Genomic DNA, 24,210 nt, shown 5'->3' on the forward strand with positions numbered 1-24,210 from the left:
GCCTCTGCGTCCTCCCGCCCGCTCCTTTCTCCCCGCTCGGCCTCCCGCCTCGGAACCCCACGATGACGGTGCCCTCTTCCGCCCGCGATACCGCGACCGCCTCCAGCGCCGCCGATGCCGGCCGCGCACCGGCCGCAGGCCTGCGCCCGCCTGGCCTGTCGCTGGCGGCCCTGGCCTGCCTGGTGGTGGGCTCCATGGTGGGGGGCGGCATCTTCTCGCTGCCCGCCGCCTTTGGCTCGGCCACCGGAATTCTCGGCGCGCTGGTGGCCTGGTCCATCGCCGGCTTCGGCATGCTGATGCTGGCCTTCGTGTTCCAAAGCCTTGCGGATCGCCGCCCCGACATCGATGCCGGCATCTATGCCTATGCTTTGGAGGGCTTCGGCCCCTATGCGGGCTTCATCGCCGCTCTCTCCTATTGGGCGAGCGCCTTCCTGGGCAACGTGGCCTTTCTCGTATTGGTCATGTCCACGCTGGGGGCCTTCATCCCGATCTTCGGCGCAGGGGATACGCCGGCGGCGCTAGCGGGGGCCTCGGCGGTGCTGTGGGCCTTCCATCTCATGCTGCTGCGCGGGGTGAAGGAGGCCGCCTCCATCAACACCGTGGTGACGGTTGCCAAGCTCCTGCCGCTCGCCGCCTTCCTGGTGATCGTCGCCGCTTCCGTGCGGTGGGACATGTTCGAGGTCAACTTCATCGGCCTGAAGGACGTGACCCTGGACGGCGTGCTCGACCAGGTGCGCCAGACCATGCTCATCGTGGTGTTCGTGTTCCTGGGCATCGAGGGCGCCAGCGTCTATTCGCGCCTAGCCCGCAGGCGCGAGGATGTGGGCCGGGCCACGGTGATCGGCTTCCTGGGCGTGCTCGCCTTGTTCGTGCTCGTGACCATTCTGCCCTACGGCATCATGCCGAGGGCGCAGCTGGCGCAGCTTCACAATCCTTCGGTGGCCGGCGTGCTGGCGGACCTGATCGGTGACGCAGGGCTCGCGCTTGTGAGCCTCGGCGTCCTGGTCTCCGTGCTCGGGGCGTTCCTGGCCTGGTCTCTGCTGGCCGCCGAGGTGCTCTCGGCCGCTGCCAGGCGCGGGGTCATGCCGGCTTTCCTGGCTCGCGAGAATGCGCGCGGGGCGCCGGCGGCCGCCATCTGGCTCACCACGGGGGCGGCGCAGCTCTTCCTGTTCCTGACGCTGACGGCGGAATCGGCCTTCAACTTCTTCGTCGACCTAACCAGCGTCACGGCCCTCATTCCCTATGTCTTCGTGGGGGCCTTCGGCGTCCAATTGGCGCTTTCCCGGCGCTTCTATGGGGACGCGGACGCCGAGCGGAAGCGGGACCTGGTGCGTGGTGCCCTCGCCACCGTGTGCGCGCTCGGCATGCTGTGGGCGGGCGGCATGAAGATGCTGCTTCTGTCCTCCGTCATCTTCGCGCCGGGCACCTTGCTCTTCATGCAGGTGCGCAAGGAGCAGGGCGGGCGCATCTTCGGCGGTCCGGAACTGGTGGTCGCCATCCTCATCGTCCTTCTCGCGGTGGGGGTCGGGATCGGCCTGGGCGCCGGGTTTATCAGCCTGTGAGCGCGACGCTCACCCTCTATCTCGCCCCCACCGGCACGCTCGACGCCACCGAACTGGCCCCGCTCGCCGGGCTTCTGGATGCGGACGAGCAGGCCCGCGCTGATCGTCTGCCGGGAGGTCCGGCGCGGCGAGATTTCCTGGCCGCCCACGCATTGGTGCGCCTGGCCTTGTCCAACCACCGGCCCGGCACGAAGCCGTGCGCCTGGCGCTTCGTGACCGGCGCAGATGGCAAGCCCGAAGTCGCCGGAGGGGAAGCGCCCGCCTTCAATCTCAGCCATGCGGCGGGCTTGGTGGCGGTGGCGGTGGGCGAAGGCATGGCTGTGGGCGTCGATGTGGAGCCCCTGGCCGCGCAGGCGGATCTGGAGCGGGCCGCGCCGGTGTTCTGCTCCAAGGAGGAGCGAGTGGCCCTCGCTTTGATGGACGTGGCAGAACGGCGCGCCGCCCTGCTGGCGCTCTGGACGCTGAAGGAAAGCCTGCTGAAGGCCATGGGGCGCGGCTTCAGCCTCTCGCCCCAAGCCATTACGTGCGCGCTCGGCCCGCTGGAGTGGTCAGACGCCCCGGTGGAGCAGCCCCATGCCTGGATGGCGCGGCTGGACGCTGATGGTGCAGGCACCGTGCCGATGCGCGGTTTCCAGGTCGCGGCCTGTGCCCTCGGCCCGGAGCGCCCGGTGCTGAGGGTGCACGGCGTCCAGTGTTTGGCCGCGCCGCTCGTCGCTCCCCCCTGCCCGGCGCTTGACGCCGCCTTCGTGCCGGTCGGCCCGAGACAGGCGGGCGCCCGATAAGGCTCAGGGCCTGAAGCCGTCGCGGATCTGGCGCACCATGTCAGCCGCCAGCGCCCGCCGGTCGGCCTCTGTCTCGCCGGCGCGGGGGCGATACCAGATGGACATCCAGTTGATGGCGCCCAGCATGGCCTTCACCGCCACGGACGGCGTGCAGGGACGTGCACTGCCATCCGCGATGGCGGCTTCCAGCGTCTCCCGGAACAGGCCCTCGAACCGGCGGCGCATGTCCATGAGAGCATCGAGGGTGCGCCGCTGGCCTGGCGTCGTGGGCGCCATGCGATGCATATGCACCCCCTGCACCACCACCGCCATGAAGGCGTGGTTCTCCATCATGGCAACGGCATGAGCCTCCAGCATGGCGGCAAGCCGCGCGCCCGCCGGCCCCTCGGCAATGTCCGCCGCGTGGGCAACAGCCACGAACAGGCGCTCCATGCCTTCCCGGTGCACGTCGAAGAAGAGGTCGGTCTTGGAGGCATAATAGTGGTAGATGCGGCCCTTGGTGGCGTTGAGGCGGCGGGCCACGTCGTCGATCGAGGTCGCAGCAAAGCCCTGCTCCATGAAGCAGGCGGCGGCCGCGTCCAGCATGTCGAGCGGGCCGGCCCCCTCCCCTCGCACCTCACGCGCCTTGCCGTCCGCCATTTCCGCACCGCTCCTGCCGCCCGAAGCTAACCCGTTGCGGGGCTCTGGACAAAGGTTCCGCTCCTGCATACTACTGAGTATGTTGTCACCGCAAGCGGCCGGGCGCCCTGAGGGCGCGGGGGAGCGATGCGCCCTTCAAGAGCCTGCCGGAACGTCCCGAGACCCCCTCCATGCTTCCTCCCATTCCCGACGTCGGCGCCCCGCCTTTGGTCAGCCCCTGGATGGATGTCACCCAGCCGCTGGTGGACCTGTTCGCCGATACCATTTCCGACCACCAGTTCATCCATGTGGACCCGGAGCGCGCCGCCCGCGAAGGCCTGTTCGGCGGCACCATCGCCCATGGCTTCCTGGTGCTGTCGCTGCTCTCCAAGTTCGCGGCATCGGTCATGCAGCTGCCCGGCGAGGGAGAGGTCGGCATCAATTACGGCTTCGACAAAGTGCGTTTCCTTGCCCCCGTGCCCGTGGGCCGGCGCATTCGCGGCCGCTTCACGGTGGCCGAACGCACCCCCCGCAGTGGCGGCACCCTCGTGCGCTTCGACGCAGCGGTGGAGCTAGAGGGCATCGACCGCCCGGCGGTGTCGGCGGAATGGCTGGTCCTGATCTTCAAGGGAAAAACCCAATGAGCATGTCCTTCGACGGCCGCGTGGCCATTGTCACTGGCGCCGGCGGCGGGCTCGGCCGCGCCCATGCGCTGGAACTCGCCCGGCGCGGCGCCAAGGTGGTGGTGAACGACTTCGGCGGCGCCCGCGACGGCACGGGCGGCTCCAGCGCCGCCGCCAATGCGGTGGTGGAAGAAATCCGCGCGGCCGGCGGCACGGCGCTCGCCGATGGCGGCAACGTCACCGTTCTCGCGGACATGGAGGCCATGGCGGCCCGCGCCCTGGAGGCATTCGGGCGCATCGACATCCTCATCAACAATGCCGGAATCCTGCGCGACCGCACCTTCGCCAAGATGGACATGGCGGACTTCGCGGCGGTGATCGCAGTGCATCTGCAGGGCTCGGCCAACGCCACCAAGGCGGTGTGGGAGACCATGCGCCGGCAGGGCTATGGGCGCGTGCTGATGACCTCCTCGACCTCCGGCAGTTACGGCAATTTCGGCCAGGCCAATTATGCGGCCGCCAAGGCGGGCCTGTTGGGGCTCATGAACACGCTGCATTTCGAGGGCGAGAAATACGGCATCCACGTCAATGCCATCGTTCCCACCGCCGCCACCCGCATGACCGGCGACATGATGGACGCGGAGATGCTGGCGCTTCTGGCGCCGGAGCATGTCACCCCCGCCGCGCTCTATCTGGTGAGCGAGGCCGCCCCCAGCCGCACGGCCTTGCTGGCCGGTGCCGGCACGGTGGCGCGCATGGCCATTGTGGAGACCGAGGGCGTCTATCTCCCGGAGGGGGAGCGCACGCCCGAGGCGGTGGCCGCAGCCTTCGAGACCATCGCCCGGCTCGATGCGCCCATCGAGACCTCGGCGGGGCTTGCCCATGTGGATCGCATCATCGCCCGCGCCAAGGCCGCGAAGGCCTAACGGAAAAAGGCTCGCGGCGACAAGCCAGGCGCCGTTGCCATGACAATAGGAAAGGCCCGGAGGCATGCCCCCGGGCCTTTCATCGTTCGCGCCTCTGCCTGCGCCGGATCGCCCGACCGATGTGGCAGCCCGACTTCAGGCCTGCTTCAGCCCTATTTGGCCTTCGCCGCGTCGCGCTTGGCGATGACAGCGGGGCAGGCGCTCTGGGAGAGCGGGCGGAAAGCTTCATCGCCGGGCAGCGTCGCCACCAGGTCATAGAGGTCCCATTCGCCCTTGGAGGCGGCCGGCGACTTCACCTGGAACACGTAGAAATCGTGCACCATGCGGCCGTCCTCGCGCAGCTTGGCGTTGCGCACCACGTCGTCCTTGATGGGCAGTTCCTGCATCTTGGCCACCACCGTCTCGGCATCGTCGGTCTTGGCCGCCGCCACCGCCTTCAGATAGTGCAGGACGGAGGAATAGACGCCCGCATGGATGGCGGAGGGGATCTTGCCGTTCTGGGCCTTGAAGCGCTCGGAGAAGGCGCGGGTGCCGTCATCCAGGTCCCAATAGAAGCCTTCAGAGAGGAGCGTGCCCTGGGCGGTGGGCAGGCCGACGCTCTTCACGTCGAGGGCGGTGAGGAAGAAGGCCACCAGCTTCTGCTTGGAGCCCATGATGCCGAACTCGCGCGCGGTCTTAATGCCCGACACGGTGTCGTTGCCGGCATTGGCGAGCGCGATGATGTCGGCGCCCGAGCCCTGGGCGGTCAGCAGCGGCGAGGACAGGTCCACCGCCGGGAAGGGATGGCGCACGGAGCCGAGGAACTTGCCGCCCTTGGCGCTCACCACGGTCTTGGTGTCGGCCTCCAGCTGATGGCCGAGCGCATAGTCCGCCGTCACCAGATACCAGGAGGTGCCGGGCTGGGTGAGGCGGTTGGCGATGCCGGCCACCTGCACATAGGTGTCCCACATCCACTGCACCACATGGCCGGGCTGGCAGGCGTCACCCGTCAGGCGCGCCGTGCCGCCGGGAAACAGGGCGACCCGGTTTTTCTCCTTCACCAGCGGCGCGATGGCCAGCTGGATGGAGGCGTTGGACATGTCGGCGAGCACGTCGACATTTTCCTCGTCGATCCATTTGCGCGCCGTGGCGGAGGCGATGTCGGCCTTGTTCTGGTGGTCGGCCGAGATCATCTCGATCTTCATGCCCTTGCACTCGGCCTTCAGGCAGTCGTCGATGGCCATCTGGGCGGCGATCAGCGAGCCCTTGCCGGTGATGTCGGAATAGACACCCGACATGTCGGTCAGCACGCCGATCTTCACCGTGCCATTGGAATTTTCAGCCGCCGCCGGAGCCGCCGCCAGGGCGACCAGGGCCAGGGCGCAGCCGGACAGGGCCGCGGCGCGGAACGTCTTCAACATGGTCATCCTCCCAGAGGTCTCTTTGTCTTGAACATGCTCACCAGTGAGCCATGGGCAGGCCCGCCACCGGCGAACGAAATGCGGGAATGCGGGTGCCCCGGAGGCTGCCCACATAGACGGTGCGCAGGTCCGGCCCGCCGAAGGTGACGCTGGCGAACCAGGGGGCGATGGTGCCGCCGCAGGCCAGCATCAATTCGGGCGTCGCCTGGTCCGCCGCGAAGGCGTCCATGAGCGTGCGGCCGGCGGCGCTGTCCTGGTCGTCGTCCAGCAGGATGCGCAGGTCGCCCTCGGGGGTGAGCGCGAAGATGCGGTCCGTCATCACATGGGTGCCCCACAGATTGCCGTGGGCATCGAAGGCGATGCCGTCGATGAAGGCGCCATGATCGGAGGGGCCGAACACCTCGCGGTCGGTGAGACTCCCATCGGGCTGGACGCGCAGGCGCGTGATGTGGCGCCCGCAGGTCTCGGCCACATAGAGCCATTCCTCCCTGGTATCGAGGCGGATCTCGTTGGTGAAGCGAAACCCGTCGGCGACGATGCGCAGCCGGCCCTCATCGTAGAGGGCGATATAGCCGTCCGCCACATTGGGGCTCATGGCCCGCATCCAGTTCTTGATGCGGGTGGAAATGGTCAGCCAGATGCGGTCGCGGCTGTCGCGCAGCACGAAGTTCACCTTGCCGATGGGCGCGCCATCGATGCTGTCGGCCAGCACCCGGCTCGCCCCGTCCCGGGTCATGATTTCCAGCCGGTCGGTGCCGAAATTGGAAATCAGGATGTCGCCGGTGCGGGCAAATGCGAGGCCGTTGGGCAAGGTGCCGGAGACAAAGCGCGTCTCCTCGTCGGTGGCGGCGGAAAAATCCGTCGCCTCGGTCTGGGTGACCAGACGCTGGGTCCCGTCAGGGCGGATATGGACCACCCCGCCACGCGCATCCGCGCTCCAGAGCGAGCCGTCGCGCTCGGCCAGGATGCATTCCGGCCGCTGGAGGCCCTCCCCCACATAGGAGAGGCCCGCCGTATCAACCGTGAAGCCGTCAATGGGGTTGGGCGCGGCCACGGGTCAGAAGCTCACGCGGTCGGCGCCCTTGAGGCCGAGCGTGGCGCGGGCCTCGTCGGGGGTGGCGATCTCGTGGCCGAGTTCTTCGAGGATCCGGCGGATCTTGGCCACCTGCTCGGCATTGGAGGAGGCAAGCTTGCCGCGGCCGATGAACAGGCTGTCCTCCAGCCCCACACGCACGTTTCCGCCCATCATGGCGGCCTGGGTGGCGAACGGCATCTGGTGGCGGCCCGCCGCCAGCACGGACCATTGATAGTCCTTGCCGAACAGCTTGTCGGCGGTGCGCTTCATGAACATGAGGTTGTCCATGTCGGCGCCGATGCCGCCCAAGATGCCGAAGATGAGTTGCAGGAAGACCGGCGGGCGGAACCAGCCCTGGTCCAGGCAATGGGCGAGGTTATAGAGGTGGCCCACGTCGTAGCATTCATGCTCGAACTTGGTGCCGTGCTCCTCACCCAGCATCTTGTAGATCCGCTCGATGTCGCCGAACGTGTTGCGGAAGATGAAGTCCTTGGTGCCGAGGAGGTAGGGCTCCTCCCACTCATGCTTCCAGTTGGAATAGCGCTTGGCCAGCGGGTGCAGCGCGAAGTTCATGGAGCCCATGTTCAGCGAGCACATTTCCGGCGCCGCCTGGAGCGGGGCGGCGAGGCGCTGCTCCACGGTCATGTTGAGGCCGCCGCCGGTGGTAATGTTGATCACCGCGTCGGTGGCCTGCTTGATGCGCGGCAGGAATTCCATGAACACCGCCGGGTCGGGCGTCGGGCGGCCGTCCTTGGGGTCGCGGGCATGCAGATGGAGGATGGCCGCGCCGGCTTCCGCTGCTGCGATGGCCTGCTCGGCGATCTCGCCGGGCGTGATGGGCAATGCGTCGGACATGGTGGGCGTATGGATGCCGCCCGTCACCGCGCAGGTAATGATGACCTTGCTCAAGGTTGCGTCTCCCGAGGCGTGTTCGATGTCAGGGGGCCGCGCGGGGATCCCGCGCCGGCAATCAGTCGGGCAGGATGGCGACCGCCCGGGTCCAGCCGGCGGAGGCCGCGCGGATCTTCACCGGAAAACAGGAGACCGTGAAGCCGGTGGCGGGCAGCGCCTCCAGATTGTGCAGCTTCTCGATCTGGCAATAGCCCTTCTCGCGGCCGGCCTTGTGGCCTTCCCAGATGAGAGAGGCATCGCCCGTCTCGGCAAAGCGCCGGGCGGTGAATGAGAAGGGCGCATCCCAGCTCCATCCGTCCGTGCCCACCACGCGAATGCCCTGGTTCACCAGATGGAGGGTGGCGTCGCGGCCGAAGCCGCAGCCTTTGTCCACATAGTCCGCCTGGCCATAGCGGGCGCCAGCGGCGGTGTTGGCAATGACGATGTCGAAGGGCTGGAGACGGTGGCCGATGCGATCCAGCTCGGCGTCGATCTCGCCGGGGGTCACCACATGGCCGTCGGGCAGGTGGCGGAAGTCCAGCTTCACGCCGGGGCGGAAGCACCAGTCGAGGGGGATTTCGTCAATGGTGCTGGCCCGCGCGCCGCCATCCATGGTGGGGTGATAGTGCCAGGGGGCATCCACATGGGTGCCATTATGGGTGGAGATGTGGGCCGTCTCCACCGCCCAGCCCATCCCGTCCGGCAATTGCTCGGGCTTGAGGCCCGGAAAGGCCCCGGCCAGCACGCCCGCCGTCTCCGCATGGGCGGAATAGTCGATGCGCACCCGCTGGAAGGGCGGGTCGGCGGGGACGTCATTCTCCAGGGGGATGGAGATATCGATGAAACGTGGCAAGGGCGCTTCCGTCTTGTTTCGCGAGGCGCGCTTTCGGCGCCTTCTTTTATACATCCGTATATTTTTTTGTACGGGTGTTCAACATACAATCCAACCCGGCAGAATGGCTCCGGCCACGATGCAGTTTTGCACCCGGCGGCGTGGCCCGCCATAGTGCGAGCGTTGCGACAGGATCAGGCCAAAAAGATCAGTATGGACCCGAAAGAGACCATGGCCCCGCCGCCCGAGGACAACGCCTCTCCCGCCAAGACGGCACGCAAGCGGGCAGCCCCCCTCGCGCCCGTTCTCCCCAAGGGCACAACGAAACAGGCGCGCGCGCGTCCGCGCTCCGCCGTTCCGGCCGGCGAGGCGCAGCGGCCCGACCGGCGGGCGGACATTCTGGAGAGCGCGGAAATTCTGTTCGCGGAACGCGGCTATGCCGCGGTCTCGGTGCGCGACATCGCGGCGCGCGCGGGCGTGCCCTTGGCGCTGGTGGGCTATTATTTCGGCCGCAAGCCCGAACTGTTCGCCACCGTCTTCGAGCACCGCAAGATCAATCTGGACGAACGCATCGCGCGCATCCTGGAGGTGGGCGCCAAGGGGCCGGGGCCGGGCCGGGTGGAGGAGATCGTGCGCGCCTGGGCGGAACCGGTGGTGCGCCTGCACGGCACGGCGAGCGGGGATTCCTTCTCGCTCCTCGTCGCCCGCACCGCCTGGGATCCGGGCCCGGAGGCCACCGCCATCATCGAGCGCTTCTACGACCCCTTGGTGGAGGCATTCGTCACGGCGATGGGGGCGGCCCTGCCCGGCACGACGCGAGGTCTCCGGCTCTGGGCCTATGAATATGCGGTGGGCGCGCTGCTCATGTACGTGGCCGACAAGCGCATCGAGCGCCTGTCCGGCGGCACGGCGACCGCCGGCGACCCAGCCGTGTTCGAGCCCTTCGTGCGCTTCGTGAGCGCCGGCTTCCTCGCGGCCGTGGAGGCGGGTGAGCCGGATGGCGGCGCGCCCGCTTAAGTTCACGTCATCTCCCGGGCCTACTAATCCCTGTACCTGCTCCATCTCCATTTGGGTGAAGTCCACACGCCAGCTCTGCTGGCTGAGCCGTGAAGTTCATTTTCGGCCGAACACCTCGGCGCGATCCATATCGTGACAGGTCCTTCGGGCAGGGCGGCGATGCCAGCTGACATCGCCGGGGTGCGCCTGTTCCCGGGAGCGAGATGGGTCCAGGAGCACGTGGGGGCTGGGCGTCACAGCTGGCGCTGATGAAGAAGACAAAACAGACAAACATTTTTTGTCACTTTTTGTCTTGACCATTACCCACTCACGCCCCACACCTTTGGCAGGATCAACGTCCCCCGGGCTGACCGAAGGAGCGACAGCCATGATTCCCGCAGACCGGCACCTTCACATCGGCTCCATCCTGTTCGACGGGCTGGACCAGATCGACTTCACGGGGCCCTTCGAGGTGCTCTCCCGCATCCCCAATTCCACCTTGCACGTGGCCGGAAAGACCACGGCGCCGGTGAAGGACACACGCGGCCTCACCCTGGTGCCCGACAAGACCTTCGCCGAGGTGCCGAAGCTCGATGTGCTGCACGTGCCCGGCGGCCCGGGACAGGAAGCATTGATGGAGGACGAGGAGACGCTGGCCTTCATCCGCAAGCAGGCGGAAGGCGCGCTGTTCGTGCTGTCGGTTTGCACCGGGGCGCTGGTATGCGGGGCGGCCGGCCTGCTGAAGGGGCGGAGAGCCACCACCCACTGGGCGGCCATGGACGTGCTGCCCTTGCTCGGTGCCATCCCCGTGCATGATCGCGTGGTGATCGACGGCAACGCCGTCTTCGCCGGCGGCGTCACCTCGGGCATCGACGGCGCCCTGCAGCTCGCCGCCCTTCTGCGGGGCGAGGCAGCGGCCCAGCAAATCCAGCTCTATATGCAGTATCAGCCCGAACCGCCCTTCGATGCCGGCACGCCGGAGCGCGCGCCCGCTGAAGTGGTGGCCTCGGCACGGGAGATGTTCGCTCCCCTCACCGCGCGCCGGATGGAAACCGCGCGGCGGGTCGGCGGCCGGCTGGGCCTTTCCTGATCCTGAGGGCCCGTCCTTGTGCCCGCCGGAACGGAGCCTTCCGGCCCGCTCCGGCCCGTCTTCATGGACGGGAATGCGCGGCCTCGGCGATGCCGCCCCTCAAGGGGCGGCAGGGTGAGGTTCAGCGGCGGCCTGTGCGCGAGTCCTGCGGGCTGCAAGGCTGTCCGGCGTCAGTGCCCCTTGGTCAGGCGCGCCAGTTCGCGGTCTGCCAGATAGAGCGAGTTCGGCCCATCACCGATGAGCGCGATCTTGTCGAGGATCTGCCGGCACAGCTTCTCCTCCTCATGCTGCTCGCCAGCGAACCACTGCAGGAACTGATCGGTCTCGTAGCTGTGCTCGGCGCGAGCGATGTCGATCACCTCGAAGATGTTGCGGCTGACCTTACGCTCCTCTTCCTGAATGCGCTTGAACAGGCCGGTGATGTCGTTGGCGAGGATTTCCGGCTTCGGCAGCGCCTTCAGGGAAATGGGGGCGCCGAGATCATCGAGGAAGGCGAAGAACTTCAGCATGTGCGTCAGCTCTTCGGCCGCGTGCTTCAAGAGAAAGTCCTTGGTGCCTTCCAGATTATTGGCCGACGCCCAGGCTGCCGCCTGCAGATAGATGTGATGGGCCTCAAGCTCGCCGTTGAGCAGGTCGTTCAACTTGGCTTCGAGCTTCTCGCTAACCATTTTACGCTCCAGGTTGAAGCCCTCGCGCAATCTTGAGGGCGGGTAAAGGCAGGAAGACGAAGGGCCGCGTCAGCCGCCCGGGATCCAGCCGATGGTCTGGCCGAGCACGATGACGTTAAGGACCAGCAGGATGATTGTGGCTGGCCACATCACCAGGCGGATCCAGCCTCGGTTCACCATGGTCCCCATCAGGGTGCGATCGTCGGTGAGCATCACCAGGGGAAGCATGGCGAAGGGCAGCTGGATGGAGAGGATCACCTGGCTCCACATCAGGATATCCACGGGCTGGGCATGCATCAGGATGGCGATGAGCGCCGGGGCCATGGTCGCGAGGCGCGTGCCGACGCGGATCAGGAACGGGCTTACATGCTCCGTCTTCAGGAAGCCCTCGAACACCACCTGCCCCGCCAGCGTCGCCGACGTGGAGGACGCAACGCCCGACACCAGCAGGGCAACGGCGAAGATGAGGCCGGCGCCCTGGCTGAGGATGGGCACCAGGGTCTTATAGGCATCGCCGAACGACTGGATGACGGTTCCATCTTTCAGGAAGATGGGATGGAAGACGGCGGCGGCCACCACCAGGATCGCGGCATTGATGAACCAGGCCACGAACAGGGAGACATTGGTGTCCCACTGCGACCAGCCGTAGAGCACGCGCGGCGGGGCGAGATTCTCCTTCAGCCGCGAGATGGCCAGATGCGAGTGAAGGTAAAGATTGTGGGGCATGATGGTCGCCCCGATGATGCCCACCGCCACGAACAAGGCATCGGCGCTCAGGATGTCCGCCGAGGGGAGGATGCTGTCGATGGCCACCGCCTCGTAGTCCGGGTGGCTCATGAACATCTCGATCACGTACATGATCGAGACCGAGGACAGGAAGGCGAGGAAGACCATCTCCACCGCGCGAAATCCCCACCTGTTCAGGAGCAGGATGAGAAAGACGTCCACGATGGTGATGAGCGCGCCTTCCCACAGAGGGATCTTGAACAGGAGCTGCAGCGCCACGGCCACGCCGATAATTTCGGCCAGGTCGGTGGCCATCATGGACACCACCGCCGACACGAAGAACACCTTCGCCATCCAGGGCGGGTAGCGCTCGGCGCAATGCTGGGCGAGGTCCTTGCCGGTGGCGATACCCAGCTTGGCGCACAGATTCTGCACCAGCGCGCCAATCAGACAGCTTAAGGAGAGGACCCACAACAGCGTATAGCCGAACTGGCTTCCTGCTTGCAGGTCGGTCGCCCAATTGCCCGGATCGAAATAGCCGATCGAAATGATGAAAGCGGGGCCGAAGAATTTCCACCAGACCGGCCGCCGGATCGGCGCCGAGCCCGGAATCTGGTAGGCCTCTCCACGTGGCAACGGGATTTCCGGCTTCTGCAGCCGCGACTGTTCAGATTTCGCCATGCCCGCTCTCGTCCCATGCTGGAAACAGGGCGTGACGCGGCGGCGCCGGTCCGGTCACGGACGAGAACCTACAGCCTGGCAGATGCGGATCAATCGCCGGACGCCGGTACGTGACTACATATTCATTATTCTAATTCAATGACATGGGTGAAAATCCAGCAGCCGCGCACCGGCGCGCGACTTCCTGGAACGGTTCCGACCTTCCACAGCGTCAGGAAAGGGCCGAGGCCCACCTCAACTGACGCGGGTGAACCATTCGTCTTCTGTGATGACCTCAACCCCGAGGCTGCGTGCCTTCTCCAGCTTGGAACCTGCGCCGGGGCCGGCCACCACCAGGTCGGTCTTGGCCGACACCGAGCCCGCCACCTTGGCGCCGAGCCGCTCGGCCATGTCCTTGGCCTCGTCGCGGGTCATGCGCTCCAGCGAGCCGGTGAAGACCACCGTCTTGCCGGCGACGGGCGAGGAGGCCGGCGGCCGGGCCACCTCCGCATCGGCCACCTGCACCTCGGCAAGCAAGGCGGTGAGCAAAGTGCGGTTATGCGCCTCGGCAAAGAATTCACACAGGGAGGTCGCCGCCACCGTGCCCACGTCCGGCACTGACGCCAGATCCAGGAAGTCCGCCCCCGGCAGGGCCTGGCGCGCTTCAATGATGGCGGCGAGGAGCGCCGCGTCCTCGCCATAGGCGGTGCGCAGGGCGACCCGCTGGCGGGCATTGATGCCCGCGCGGCTGAACAGCTCGCGCACCATCGCTTCCGCGTCGGCGCCCACGCTGTCCATCCCCTCGCTCGCCAGCGCCAACGCTTCCGCCCGCTTGGCGCCCACGCTGGGCACGCCGAGGAGCCGCTGCCACGCCTCGCCCGGCCGGGCCGGCACGGCCTTTTCCAGCGCCGAAACGAAGGCGTCCATGGAGCGGAAGGCCTTGGCCAGCGCCTTGGCCGTCACCTCGCCCACATGGCGGATGCCCAGCCCGTAGAGGAAGCGGGCGAGCGGCACGGCGCGGCGATCCTCGATGGCGGCGAACAGCTTGTCGACGCCCAGGAACTGGCGGTCCTCCTCGCTCAGCACCTTCTTGCGGGTGCGACCCGTCTCCGCCTCGCGCTTCTGCGCGCGCTCCTCCCGGGCCTCCAGGAAGGCCCGACGCACGGCCTCGCCATGAGTGTGCAGGCGGAAGATGTCGGCGGGCGTGCGCAGGAGGCCGGCATCGTACAGAAGCTGCACGTTCTCGTCGCCCAGGCCTTCAATGTCCAAGGCGTTGCGGGACACGAAATGGCGGATGCGCTCCACGGCCTGGGCAGGGCAGATGAGGCCGCCGGTGCAGCGGCGCACCGAACCGTCCTCCTCGCGCACCGCATGGGAGCCGCAGGCCGGGCAGGTATGGGGGAAACTGTAGGGGCGGGCATCGGCAGGACGTTTGTCCAGCACCACATCCACCACCTGCGGGATCACGTCGCCGGCCCGCTGGATGATGACGAAATCGCCGACCCGGATGTCGCGCCCCTCGCGGATGGGCGCGCCATCATTGCCGATGCCGTGGATATAGTCCTCGTTGTGCAAGGTGGCATTGGCCACCACCACGCCGCCTACCGTGATGGGCTTCAGCCGCGCGACGGGGGTCAACGCGCCCGTGCGGCCCACCTGGATCTCGATGTCCAGAAGCTCGGTCACGGCCTGCTGGGCCGGGAACTTATGGGCCAGCGCCCAGCGGGGCGAGCGGGAGATGAAGCCGAGCCGTCGCTGGAGGTCCAGCCGGTTCACCTTGTAGACGACGCCGTCAATGTCATAGCCGAGCTCGGCGCGCTGCGCGCCGATGCTGCGATAATGATCCAGAAGGCCCTTGGTGTCGGTGGCGAGGATGGTCAGCGGATTGGTGGGCAGTCCCCAGCGGGCGAAGGCGTCCACCACGCCCATCTGGGTGTCCGCCGGCAGGCTGGAGGCCTCGCCCCAGGCATAGGCGAAGAAGCGCAGCGGCCGGCTGGCGGTCACCGCCGGGTCCAGCTGGCGCAGCGAGCCGGCGGCGGCGTTGCGGGGATTGGCGAAAACCGGCTTGCCTGCCTCTTCCTGGCGCGCGTTCAGCGCCTGGAAGTCGGCGGCATCCATATAGACCTCACCGCGAATGTCGATGATCTCAGGCACGTCGGCGGCATCGAGCCGGTGCGGGATCTCGCCGATGGTGCGCACATTGGCGGTCACGTCCTCGCCCACCGCGCCGTCGCCCCGCGTCGCCGCGCTCTTCAGCTCGCCCCGCTCATAGCGCAGGGAGCAGGACAAGCCGTCAATCTTCGGCTCGGCGGTGAAGGCCACTTCGTCGCCCTCGGCGAGGTCGAGGAAGCGACGCACGCGGGCGACAAACTCCTCCACCTCCTCGTCGGAAAAGGCGTTGGCCAGCGACAGCATGGGCACGGTGTGCGTGATCTTGGAGAACCGGCCGGAGGGCGCCGCGCCAACCCGCTCGGAGAGGCTCTCCTGCGTGCGCAGGTCGGGAAAACGGGCCTCGATGTCCTCGTAGCGGCGGCGCAGCGCGTCATAATCCGCATCGGACACCTGCGGCGCATCGTCCTGGTAGTAGCGCCGGTCGTGGCCCGCAATCTCGTCCGCCAGCGCGGCATGTTCATTGGCGGCGGCAACGCGGTCGAGCTGGTCGACCGGCATGTCGCGGAGGGGGGCGGCGGGGCGCGGAGCGTTTGTCATCGCGTGACTTTTTGACCGAATGCGCGCGACCCGGCAACAGGCCGCAGGCAAAGCGTGTGAACAGGGGATGCCAAGGCGTCGCCTTTTTGTAAGATGTCCAGACTAAGTCTTGAAGAAATGCCGAGGGGGTAGCTCATGGGCCTGCGCGAATTGATGATGGCGGCGGCTTCCGTTGCGACACTCGTTGCGGCAGGTCCGTCCCTTGCCCAGCAGGCGGCGACGCCCGCTGCGCCCACCGCATCCACCGCGTCCGCCCCTGCGGCGGCCGGCGATGATTCGGCCCTGGTGGAGCGGGGCGCCTACCTCGCCCGCGCCGCCGATTGCATGCCCTGCCACACGGGCGATCCCAAGACGCCTTACGCGGGCAACCTGCCGTTCAAGACGCCGTTCGGCACCATGTTTTCGGTCAACATCACGTCCGATCCCACCTATGGCATCGGCAAGTGGACGTTCGACCAGTTCAAGAACGCCCTCCATAACGGCATCCGCGCGGATGGTGCCTATCTCTACCCGGCCATGCCGTTCGATTCCTATACGGGCATCGGCGAGGACGACCTGAAGGCGCTGTGGGCCTTCGTGCGGCGCATTCCCGCTCAGCCGGTGGCGCGCAAGGACAACGAGCTCAACTTCCCCTTCAACATCCGCCTGGGCATGCTGGCCTGGCGCGAGCTGTTCTTCGAGCCGGCCTATTTCAAGCCCACCCCCGGAAAGAGCGACCAGTGGAATCGGGGCGCCTACCTCGCCGAAGTGCTTGGCCATTGCGCCGACTGCCACACGCCCCGCAACGTGATGGGCGCCGTGAAGGGCAAGGAGCAGTTCCTCGGCTCGGAGGTGGACGGCTTCTGGGCCCCGAGCATCGATGCGGCGCAGCTGAAGAAGGACGGCTGGACGAAGGACACGCTGACCAAGTTCTTCACCGACGGTTCGGCCCCCGGCAAGACCTCGGTGTTCGGGCCCATGGCCGAAGTGGTCCGCGAGAGCCTTGCCTATCTCACGCCCGCCGATCGCGAGGCCCTCGTCACCTATCTCCTGGACAGCCCGCCGCCCAAGGACCAGCCCGCCCCGCAGGCGGCTTCTCGCCTTTCGCCGGCGGAATTCCAGCGCGGCGCCAAGCTCTATGTGGACAATTGCGCGCCCTGCCACCAGTCGAAGGGGTCCGGCTCCACGGACATCATCCCGCCCTTGGCGGGCAATCCGGCGGTCAACGCGGCCGAGCCCTATAATGTCATCATGGCCATCCTGGGCGGCCTGCCGGCGGGCGGCACCTATGGCCCCATGCCGTCCTTCGCCGGCCGTCTGTCCGACCAGCAGGTGGCAAGCCTCGCCAATTATGTGCGCACCTCCTGGGGCAACACCGCCGATCCCAATGTGAGCGCCGGCATGGTGGCTGCCTGGCGCGCCACCGCCAACGTGCCCGACTACGGCACCCAGCAGGCCTCCGCTTTCGACTGCCCGAAGGTGGGCGGCGCGCCCGGCGCCAGCGGGCCGGATGTGCAGGCGGTGGCCGCGCTCACCAAGATGATGCAAGGCGGCGAGCGGGGCACCCAGATGCTGGCCGACGCCTACAAGGCGGCCGACAGCGATGCCTCCCCCGGCACCGTGGTGGACGCGCTGACCGCCGCCTATTGCCCGGTGGTGGCGGCCTCCAACCTCCCGGACTGGCAGAAGGCCCAGGAATTGCGCCGCTTCACCCTCCAGGTGGCGGCCACCGTCTCGCCGGGCGTGGCGGCCATTCCCATGCCGGCCGTGTCCACCATCTGGGCGACGCCCACCGGCACCTCTCTGGTGGCCCGCCAGCCCACCTCCATCGCCGCCAAGCTCACTTGCCCGGATGCCGACGGCAAGCTGGTGCCCAAGGCGCTGGTGGATGCGGCAACCGCAATCGTGGGCAAGGTCAACCCGCCGGTCACCGGAGACGCGGCCACCCAGTTCGCCAATACCCTGGCCCAGCAGAATCCCAAGGCCCGGAAGGCGGATGTGGCGAACGCCCTTATCACCGCCTATTGCCCGCAAGTGGTGGCGCAGCCGAACAATTCGGTGGCCAACCAATATGCCTTGCTGACCAGCTTCGGCCAGCAGGTCATCCAGACGCTCCAGCTCCAGGCGCCGCAATACAACGCGGGCAAGTGAGCAAAATCCAGGCTTTCGTCTCGATTTGGACCGCCCTCGCCGGGTAATGCCGGCAGGGGCGGCCCTTTGGGCCGTCCACCTTGGGGAGCGCCCAAAGCCTCCCGCGAACCCGTGCCGGCCATGGCTCGGGCGTCGGTATCGCATGCCGGCTTTTCAATCGCGTGCCGTTTGGTCATGCTCGGTCCCGGCCGCCCCATCCTGTCCCGGCGGCGAGGATGGTCTCCATGCGCCTGAAAGCCTTCGCCATCACCCTTCTGCCAGCGCTGGCGGCGGCGCCTGCCTTTTCCGCGGACCAGGGGCTTTTGCCGGCCGCGGCGACGCGCGCGGCCGAGGCTTCGGTCGCCAATGGCCAGCCGCCGAGATCGTCAACCGCGAAGACGCACCCCAAGGCCACGCCGAAGGGCGCGCTCAAGACGCAGGAAGCCGCGCCCTTCAACCCGCGTTGGGTGGCCCCCAAGGTTCAGATGAAGGGTCTGGTGGTGTGGGTCTTCACGCCCGGGCATTTCCAGCGGGATTGAAACCCTATCGTCCCGGCTCCCAGCCCGGCGGGGCAAGTTCAAACCCCTCAAATTGGAAGGCGGGCGCCACCGTGCAGCCCACCAGGGTCCAGGCGCCCAGGCTCTCGGCCGCCTGCCAGGCCAATGGCGGCACGACGCCTTGCGGCCGCTCGCCGGCGCGGAGATCGGACCCGAGAATGAGATGGCGGGCCACTTCGCCCGCCTCGGAAATGGAAAGCCTCAAGGGCGCGCCCGCATAAAAGTGCCAGGTCTCGCTGGCATCCACCCGGTGCCAATGGGAACGCTCACCCGCCGCCAGCAGGAAATAGATGGCGGTGGACGCGCCGCGCGTGCCGCCCTCCCCTTCCTCACGGAACGTCTCGCGAAAATGCCCGCCCTCTGGATGGGGCTGGAGATCGAGCAGGGCGATGATCTCGGTTGCGGTCATCTCATCCATGATCAGGCCTTGAACACGTTCTTGCGGGCCCGCAGCTCGGTGAAAACCGCCGCCGGATCGGATTCCCCCAGCCCCAGCCGCTCCGCCATGCCCGGGTCGTCCGCCCGCAGGAAGGGATTGGTGAGCCGCTCGTCTCCGAGCAAGGCTGGAATTGTGGGCTTGCCCTCCCGCCGTGCCCGCTCCACCTCGGCGAAGCGCCCGCGAAGGGCCCCGTTCTCCGGGTCCACCGAGAGGGCAAAGAGAGCGTTGGCCAACGTATATTCGTGGCCGCAATAGACCTGGAGATCGTCCGGCAGGGCGCGCAGACGCAGCAGCGAGCGCCACAGCACCGGAGCGTCGCACTCGATCGGCCGGCCGCACCCCATGACGAACAGGGTGTCGCCAGCGAACAGCAGATGCTCGCGCTCGAACAGATAGACCACATGGCCGGCCGTATGCCCGGGCGTCTCCATCACGCGGCCCACAAAGGCGCCCACGGCCACCGGGTCGCCGTCCACCACCTCCACGTCGATGCCGGGAATGCCGGCCGCCTCGGCCTTCGGCCCCACCACCGTGGCGCCGAACTGGGCCTTCAGCGTCTCCACCCCCGCCACATGGTCGGAATGATGGTGGGTCACCAGGATATGGGTGAGATCCCAGCCTTCCCGGCCAAGGGCGGCGAGCACGGGGGCGGTCTCCGGGACATCGATCACCGCCGTGGCCTCTGTCGTCGGGTCATGAAGCAACACGGCGTAATTGTCGTTGAGGCAGGGGACGATCCGGATCTCGGCAGACATGGTCGCATTTCCCATAGGTCGTCTTTCAGTGGGGACGCCGCCTGTGGCCCTCTCCCCGCGAAGACCGCCATAGCCATCTCCCGCGGCGGCGGTATGGCAAAGACCGGCCACTCCCCATGTTATAAGCAGTGCGCGGAGAGGAGAGAGCATGTTTCTCGACGTGGTGGATTTGCGCAGCTTCTATGCCCAGCCCCTGGGCACGGTGACGCGCCGCCTTCTGGGACGCGCCATCAGGGCCCGCTTTTCCGACGTGCATGGCCTTTCCGTGCTCGGGCTGGGCTATGCCACGCCTTATCTCGGCGCCTTCCGGGAGGAGGCGGAGCGGTGCATCGCGGTCATGCCTGCTGCCCAAGGCGTGGTGCGCTGGCCTTCCGCCGCGCCGACCCTGGCGGCGCTGGCAGACGAGACGGCCCTGCCGCTTCCCAACGCGTCCATCGACCGGGTGGTGGCCGTTCATCTGCTGGAGATGACGCCGGATGCGGCAGAGATGCTGCGGGAGGTCTGGCGCATCCTGACGCCGGGCGGACGCCTGCTGGCGGTGGTGCCGAACCGCCGCGGCGTGTGGGCGCGGCTGGACACGACCCCGTTCGGCAATGGCCGACCTTTCTCGCGCGGACAGGTGGTGCGGCTCTTGCGGGAGACGTTGTTCACGCCCGTGGGCTGGAGCGAGGCGCTTTATGTTCCTCCCGTCTCCAGCCGCTGGTTGCTGCGCACCGCCCATGCCTGGGAGCGGGTTGGCGGAGGGCTCTCGCTTCCCTTCTCCGGCGTGCTCCTTGTGGAGGCCACCAAGCAGCTCCACCGCCCGGCCCTGGTGCGCCGACCGGCCTTCTCCCAGGTGCTCGAGCCGGTGTTCGGCCAGGGCATTCCCGCAAGCTGAGGCGGCCAATCACAGTTTTTTCGCCGGCTATTCATATTGCGCCACTCTACGGCCGCGCCGGCGTGCGCACTCCAGAACAAAGCCGGACCTCGGATTTCAGAGCGATTCGAGCGCCTTTTGGTCCGCTTCCGTTCCCCCGGCACTCCGCAGGGCGTCCCGGGGCGGGACAGGCGGAACGAATCGCTGACGTGCCGCTGCAACCGATTCGCACCCGCTTCGTTCTCTTCTCGTTCTCCTCGGCGGGGTGGCATTCTGGCATTGCCGCCCCGATATGATACAGATCCACTCTTCTCGCAGCGGGCAGTTCTGGCGCTCATGGATGATGTCACGAAGCTCGCCGTTCTCCCCCGCTCCATCCGCGCGCGGGGCGTGACAGCGGTCTTGGGTCCCACCAATACCGGCAAGACGCATCTGGCCATCGAGCGCATGCTCGGACACGAAAGCGGGATGATCGGCCTGCCGCTGCGCCTGCTTGCCCGCGAGGTCTATCAGCGCATCGTCGAGCGGGTGGGCCCTGAGAAGGTGGCCCTCGTCACCGGCGAGGAAAAGATCAAGCCGCCGAACGCCCGCTATTGGGTGGCGACCGTGGAGGCCATGCCGCGCGACCTGGACGTGGCCTTCGTCGCCATCGACGAGATCCAGCTCGCCACCGATCTTGATCGCGGCCATGTCTTCACGAACCGCCTGCTCAACCGGCGGGGGCGCTTCGAAACGCTGATTCTCGGTGCCGCCACCATGCGCCCGCTCCTGGAGCGGCTGATGCCCGGCATCAACGTGCAGGTCCGGCCGCGCCTGTCCACCTTGTCCTTCATGGGCGAGCGCAAGATCACGCGCCTGCCACCCCGCTCGGCCATCGTCGCCTTCTCGGCGGAGGAGGTCTATGCCATCGCCGAATTGATCCGCCGCCAGAGGGGCGGGGCGGCGGTGGTGATGGGCGCGCTCTCGCCCCGCACCCGCAACGCCCAGGTGGAGCTCTACCAGTCCGGCGACGTGGACTATCTGGTGGCCACGGATGCCATCGGCATGGGCCTCAATCTGGACGTGGACCATGTGGCCTTCGCCTCGGACCGCAAGTTCGACGGCTGGCAGTTCCGCCGCCTCAACCCCTCCGAAATGGCCCAGATCGCCGGCCGCGCCGGCCGCGCGCAGCGCGACGGCACGTTCGGCACCACCGGCCGCTGCCCGCCGTTTGAGCCCGAATTGGTGGAGAGGCTGGAAGCCCATGTGTTCGACACGGCCAAGGTGTTGCAATGGCGCAACGCCGTGCCCGACTACTCCTCCCTGGCGGCGCTGAAGGACAGCCTCGGCCTTCCCCCACGGGAGGACGGACTGACCCGCGCGCCCACCGCCGACGACGTGCAAGTGCTCGAAATCATGAGCGCTGATGCGGATGTCGCGGCCATCGCCACCTCCCCCGCCGTCATCGAGCGGCTGTGGGAGACCTGCCAGGTGCCGGACTATCGCAAGATCTCCCCGGGCGCCCATGCGGACCTGGTGCGGGGGCTCTTTCACCATGTGGGAACGGGTGGATTTATCCCCGATACGTGGTTCGCACGTCAAATCGCCTTGACCGATCGCCCAGAAGGCGACATCGACACGCTGTCGAGACGGATTGCGCAGGTGAGGACCCTCACCTTCGTTGCCAACCGTCCCGATTGGTTGAAGGATCCGGGGCACTGGCAAGGCGTCACGAGAGGGGTCGAGGACAAGCTGTCCGACGCGCTGCACGAACGGCTGGCTCAGCGGTTCGTGGACCGCAGAACCAGCGTGCTCATGCGGCGCCTGCGAGAGAAAACGATGCTCGAAACTGAGATCAGCAAGACCGGCGATGTCACCGTGGAAGGCCATGTGATCGGCCATCTGCAGGGCTTCCAGTTCGCACCCGATCCGACGGCGGGTGGCGAGGAGGCAAAGGCCCTGCGCGCCGCCGCACAAAAGGCCCTCGCGGGCGAGATCGAGGCGCGCGCAACCCGGGTGGGCATGGCGGTGGACGAGGCGTTCGTCCTCACCGCCGACGGCACCATCCGCTGGACCGGCGAGCCGGTGGCCAAGCTCATTCCCGGCGACGAGGTCCTGAAGCCGCGCTTCAAGATCATCGCCGACGAGCACCTCACGGGCGCCTCCCGCGACCAGGTGGAGGCGCGCCTCACCCTGTGGCTGAAGGCCCATGTGGAAAAGCTGCTGGGCCCGCTCCAGAAGCTCGCCGAGGCCGAGGACATCACCGGCATCGGCCGGGGAATCGCCTTCCAGATCGTCGAGGCCCTCGGCGTGCTGGAGCGCGCCCGCGTCGCCGAGGAGATGAAGACGCTCGACCAGGCCGCGCGCGCCACGCTGCGCGGCTATGGCGTACGCTTCGGCGCCCATCACATCTATCTGCCCGGCCTGCTGAAGCCCGCGCCCCGTGCCCTCGCGGCCGAGCTCTACGCGCTCAAGCATGGCGGCCTGGCCCAGAAGGGGCTCGACGAACTGCCGCATCTGGCGGCGAGCGGGCGCACCTCCATTCCGGTGGACCCGGAGATCCACAAGGGCCTCTACCGGGCCGTGGGCTTCCGCGTGTGCGGCGAGCGGGCGGTGCGCGTGGACATTCTGGAGCGCCTCGCCGATCTCATCCGCCCGGCGCTCGCCTGGCGTCCCCAGTCGCCCGGGCCCAAGCCCGCCGGCGCCGTGGATGGCCGCGGCTTCACCGTCACGGTCGGCATGACCTCCCTCGCCGGCTGCTCCGGCGAGGATTTCGCCTCCATCCTGCGTTCGCTGGGCTACCGCATGGAACGCCGCGCGGCGCCTCCGCCGGAGGTCGCGCCTGCGGAAGCGGCGACCCCCGAGCTGGCGCCGGCGCCCGAAGGCGCCATTGAGGCGGACCTGCTGTTCGACCTTGCCGAGGCCCCATCCGCCCCCGCGGAGGCTGATGCCTCGCCGGTGGCGGATGCGCCTGAGGCCCATGACGCCGCCGAGCCGCCTGCGGATGGCTCCGAGGCCGAGACGCAAGACACCGGCGCGGAAGACGACACCACCGAGGTGGATGCCAGCCCCGAACAGACCGCCGAAGCTGTGCAAGACGGTGAGGCTGCCGAGGCCGAAGCGGAAGCCGACGTCTCTGCCGAGGCCGCCTCTGGCGAGACTGTGGCCGCCGAGGGCACCGAGGCGACCGGCGAGGCCGCTTCTCTTGAGCCCGCCTTGATCGAGGTGTGGCGTCCCGGCCGTCCGCCGGGCGCGCCGCGCCGCGAACGCTCCGGCCGCGAAGGCCAGCGCCACGGGCAGGGACAGGGGCACGGGCAGGGCGAAGGTGGCCGCGAGCGCGGTGGCGAGCGCAAGGGCGGTGAGCGCAAGGAGGGCGGCCGGTTCCAGAACCGCCGGTCCGATGGCCCGCAGGAGCGCGCCGCGACCTCCGGCTCGAGCCAAGCGCCTGCCGAACGCAATGACCGTCAGGGCCAGCGCCCGCCCCGACAGGATCGCCCGCCCTTCCGCGGCCCCCGCGAGAACGAAGGCCAGCGCGGCCCCCGTCCCGAGCGGGTGCAGGTCCACCAGGATCGGCGCCGCGACAAGCCCATGGACCCGGACAGCCCCTTCGCCGCCCTCGCCGCGCTCAAGGCGCGCCTGGAGGCGGAGAAGAAGGGGAGCTGAGTGTTCGTCGCCGAACGGGAGGATCGCCAGCGCCTCGATCTGTGGCTCTGGCATGCCCGCGTCGTGCGATCGCGCAGCGCCGCGACCGCCTTGGTGCGGTCCGGCCATGTGCGGGTGGACGGAGCCCGCATCGTGAGCGCCGGGCACGCGGTGCGCGTCGGCCAGGTGGTCACGGTGTCCTTGGATGCCGGCGTGCGCGTGCTGCGCATTCGCGACTTTTCGCCCCGCCGCGGAAATGCTACAGCAGCAGCCGAGATATTCGAAGATTTGACATCGGAACAGAGTGAAAAGTAG

The 24,210-nt window shown here is 67.8% G+C and carries 21 protein-coding genes; 11 read left to right on the forward strand and 10 right to left on the reverse strand.

What is annotated here, in order from left to right:
- The first annotated feature begins 62 nt into the window (after nt 1-62).
- Nucleotides 63-1,562, forward strand: a complete 1,500-nt coding sequence (locus tag PV781_RS19895; RefSeq protein ID WP_274777370.1) for a basic amino acid/polyamine antiporter — start codon at nt 63-65, stop codon at nt 1,560-1,562.
- The gene (locus PV781_RS19900) at nt 1,559-2,344 is read left to right on the forward strand and encodes a 4'-phosphopantetheinyl transferase family protein (RefSeq protein ID WP_274777371.1); all 786 of its coding nucleotides are present in this window, start codon (nt 1,559-1,561) and stop codon (nt 2,342-2,344) included. The genes PV781_RS19895 and PV781_RS19900 overlap by 4 nt, the downstream gene beginning before the upstream one ends.
- A 3-nt stretch (nt 2,345-2,347) precedes the next feature.
- Here the strand turns inward: PV781_RS19900 and PV781_RS19905 are convergent, their stop codons facing one another.
- Complete coding sequence (locus PV781_RS19905) at nt 2,348-2,983, reverse strand: TetR/AcrR family transcriptional regulator (RefSeq protein WP_274777372.1); 636 nt, start codon at nt 2,981-2,983, stop codon at nt 2,348-2,350.
- 170 nt (nt 2,984-3,153) lie between these two features.
- Here PV781_RS19905 and PV781_RS19910 point away from each other — a divergent pair, with 170 nt between their 5' ends.
- Both PV781_RS19910 and PV781_RS19915 read left to right on the forward strand, forming a co-directional pair.
- Nucleotides 3,154-3,606 carry a MaoC family dehydratase gene (locus tag PV781_RS19910; RefSeq protein ID WP_274777373.1) on the forward strand — a complete coding sequence of 151 codons (453 nt, stop codon included), beginning with the start codon at nt 3,154-3,156 and terminating at the stop codon, nt 3,604-3,606.
- On the forward strand, nt 3,603-4,511 hold the full coding sequence (locus PV781_RS19915) for an SDR family NAD(P)-dependent oxidoreductase (protein WP_274777374.1): 909 nt from the start codon (nt 3,603-3,605) through the stop codon (nt 4,509-4,511). The genes PV781_RS19910 and PV781_RS19915 overlap by 4 nt, the downstream gene beginning before the upstream one ends.
- Nucleotides 4,512-4,663: 152 nt before the next feature.
- Here PV781_RS19915 and PV781_RS19920 read toward each other — a convergent pair whose 3' ends face one another.
- The 4 genes from PV781_RS19920 to PV781_RS19935 all read right to left on the reverse strand — a co-directional run bounded on the left by PV781_RS19920 (nt 4,664) and on the right by PV781_RS19935 (nt 8,784).
- Nucleotides 4,664-5,911 (reverse strand): ABC transporter substrate-binding protein, encoded by a 1,248-nt coding sequence (locus PV781_RS19920; protein WP_274777375.1) that lies wholly within the window; start codon nt 5,909-5,911, stop codon nt 4,664-4,666.
- A 37-nt stretch (nt 5,912-5,948) separates the two neighbouring features.
- The gene (locus tag PV781_RS19925) at nt 5,949-6,965 is read right to left on the reverse strand and encodes an SMP-30/gluconolactonase/LRE family protein (RefSeq protein ID WP_274777376.1); all 1,017 of its coding nucleotides are present in this window, start codon (nt 6,963-6,965) and stop codon (nt 5,949-5,951) included.
- A gap of 3 nt (nt 6,966-6,968) precedes the next feature.
- The gene (gene kce, locus PV781_RS19930; protein WP_274777377.1) at nt 6,969-7,895 is read right to left on the reverse strand and encodes a 3,5-dioxohexanoate:acetyl-CoA acetone transferase; all 927 of its coding nucleotides are present in this window, start codon (nt 7,893-7,895) and stop codon (nt 6,969-6,971) included.
- Nucleotides 7,896-7,956: 61 nt separating this feature from the next.
- Nucleotides 7,957-8,784: a cyclase family protein gene (locus PV781_RS19935; RefSeq protein WP_425532433.1), complete on the reverse strand. Its 828-nt coding sequence runs from the start codon at nt 8,782-8,784 to the stop codon at nt 7,957-7,959.
- A 156-nt stretch (nt 8,785-8,940) separates the two neighbouring features.
- On the opposite strand from PV781_RS19935, the gene PV781_RS19940 reads away from it, so the two are divergent.
- Nucleotides 8,941-9,726: a TetR/AcrR family transcriptional regulator gene (locus PV781_RS19940; protein ID WP_274777379.1), complete on the forward strand. Its 786-nt coding sequence runs from the start codon at nt 8,941-8,943 to the stop codon at nt 9,724-9,726.
- 367 nt (nt 9,727-10,093) lie between these two features.
- Entirely contained in the window at nt 10,094-10,795 is a 702-nt protein-coding gene (locus PV781_RS19945; protein ID WP_274777380.1) for a DJ-1/PfpI family protein, read from the forward strand.
- A 170-nt stretch (nt 10,796-10,965) separates the two neighbouring features.
- Here the strand turns inward: PV781_RS19945 and PV781_RS19950 are convergent, their stop codons facing one another.
- From PV781_RS19950 to ligA, 3 genes are all read right to left on the reverse strand, one after another.
- Complete coding sequence (locus PV781_RS19950) at nt 10,966-11,463, reverse strand: ferritin (protein ID WP_274777381.1); 498 nt, start codon at nt 11,461-11,463, stop codon at nt 10,966-10,968.
- Between the two features lie 69 nt (nt 11,464-11,532).
- A complete protein-coding gene (locus PV781_RS19955; RefSeq protein ID WP_274777382.1) occupies nt 11,533-12,870 on the reverse strand; it encodes an Nramp family divalent metal transporter in 1,338 nt (445 codons plus the stop codon).
- Nucleotides 12,871-13,104: 234 nt separating this feature from the next.
- Nucleotides 13,105-15,558 carry an NAD-dependent DNA ligase LigA gene (ligA, locus tag PV781_RS19960; RefSeq protein WP_425532434.1) on the reverse strand — a complete coding sequence of 818 codons (2,454 nt, stop codon included), beginning with the start codon at nt 15,556-15,558 and terminating at the stop codon, nt 13,105-13,107.
- A 135-nt stretch (nt 15,559-15,693) separates the two neighbouring features.
- On the opposite strand from ligA, the gene PV781_RS19965 reads away from it, so the two are divergent.
- Together PV781_RS19965 and PV781_RS19970 are read left to right on the forward strand one after the other, a co-directional pair.
- On the forward strand, nt 15,694-17,688 hold the full coding sequence (locus tag PV781_RS19965) for a c-type cytochrome (protein ID WP_274777383.1): 1,995 nt from the start codon (nt 15,694-15,696) through the stop codon (nt 17,686-17,688).
- A gap of 224 nt (nt 17,689-17,912) precedes the next feature.
- Nucleotides 17,913-18,206: a hypothetical protein gene (locus tag PV781_RS19970; RefSeq protein WP_274777384.1), complete on the forward strand. Its 294-nt coding sequence runs from the start codon at nt 17,913-17,915 to the stop codon at nt 18,204-18,206.
- Nucleotides 18,207-18,210: 4 nt separating this feature from the next.
- On the opposite strand, the gene PV781_RS19975 is transcribed toward PV781_RS19970, so the two are convergent.
- Entirely contained in the window at nt 18,211-18,642 is a 432-nt protein-coding gene (locus PV781_RS19975; protein ID WP_274777385.1) for a cupin domain-containing protein, read from the reverse strand.
- A 2-nt stretch (nt 18,643-18,644) separates the two neighbouring features.
- Nucleotides 18,645-19,418, reverse strand: coding sequence for a hydroxyacylglutathione hydrolase (gene gloB / locus PV781_RS19980; RefSeq protein ID WP_274777386.1), 774 nt, complete (start codon nt 19,416-19,418; stop codon nt 18,645-18,647).
- A gap of 148 nt (nt 19,419-19,566) precedes the next feature.
- On the opposite strand from gloB, the gene PV781_RS19985 reads away from it, so the two are divergent.
- From PV781_RS19985 to PV781_RS19995, 3 genes are all read left to right on the forward strand, one after another.
- Nucleotides 19,567-20,295, forward strand: coding sequence for a class I SAM-dependent methyltransferase (locus PV781_RS19985; protein WP_274777387.1), 729 nt, complete (start codon nt 19,567-19,569; stop codon nt 20,293-20,295).
- A gap of 315 nt (nt 20,296-20,610) precedes the next feature.
- The gene (locus PV781_RS19990) at nt 20,611-23,916 is read left to right on the forward strand and encodes a helicase-related protein (RefSeq protein WP_274777388.1); all 3,306 of its coding nucleotides are present in this window, start codon (nt 20,611-20,613) and stop codon (nt 23,914-23,916) included.
- The gene (locus tag PV781_RS19995; RefSeq protein ID WP_209105064.1) at nt 23,917-24,210 is read left to right on the forward strand and encodes an RNA-binding S4 domain-containing protein; all 294 of its coding nucleotides are present in this window, start codon (nt 23,917-23,919) and stop codon (nt 24,208-24,210) included.

The sequence above is a fragment of the Aquabacter sediminis genome (assembly GCF_028863665.1).
Lineage (GTDB): Bacteria > Pseudomonadota > Alphaproteobacteria > Rhizobiales > Xanthobacteraceae > L1I39.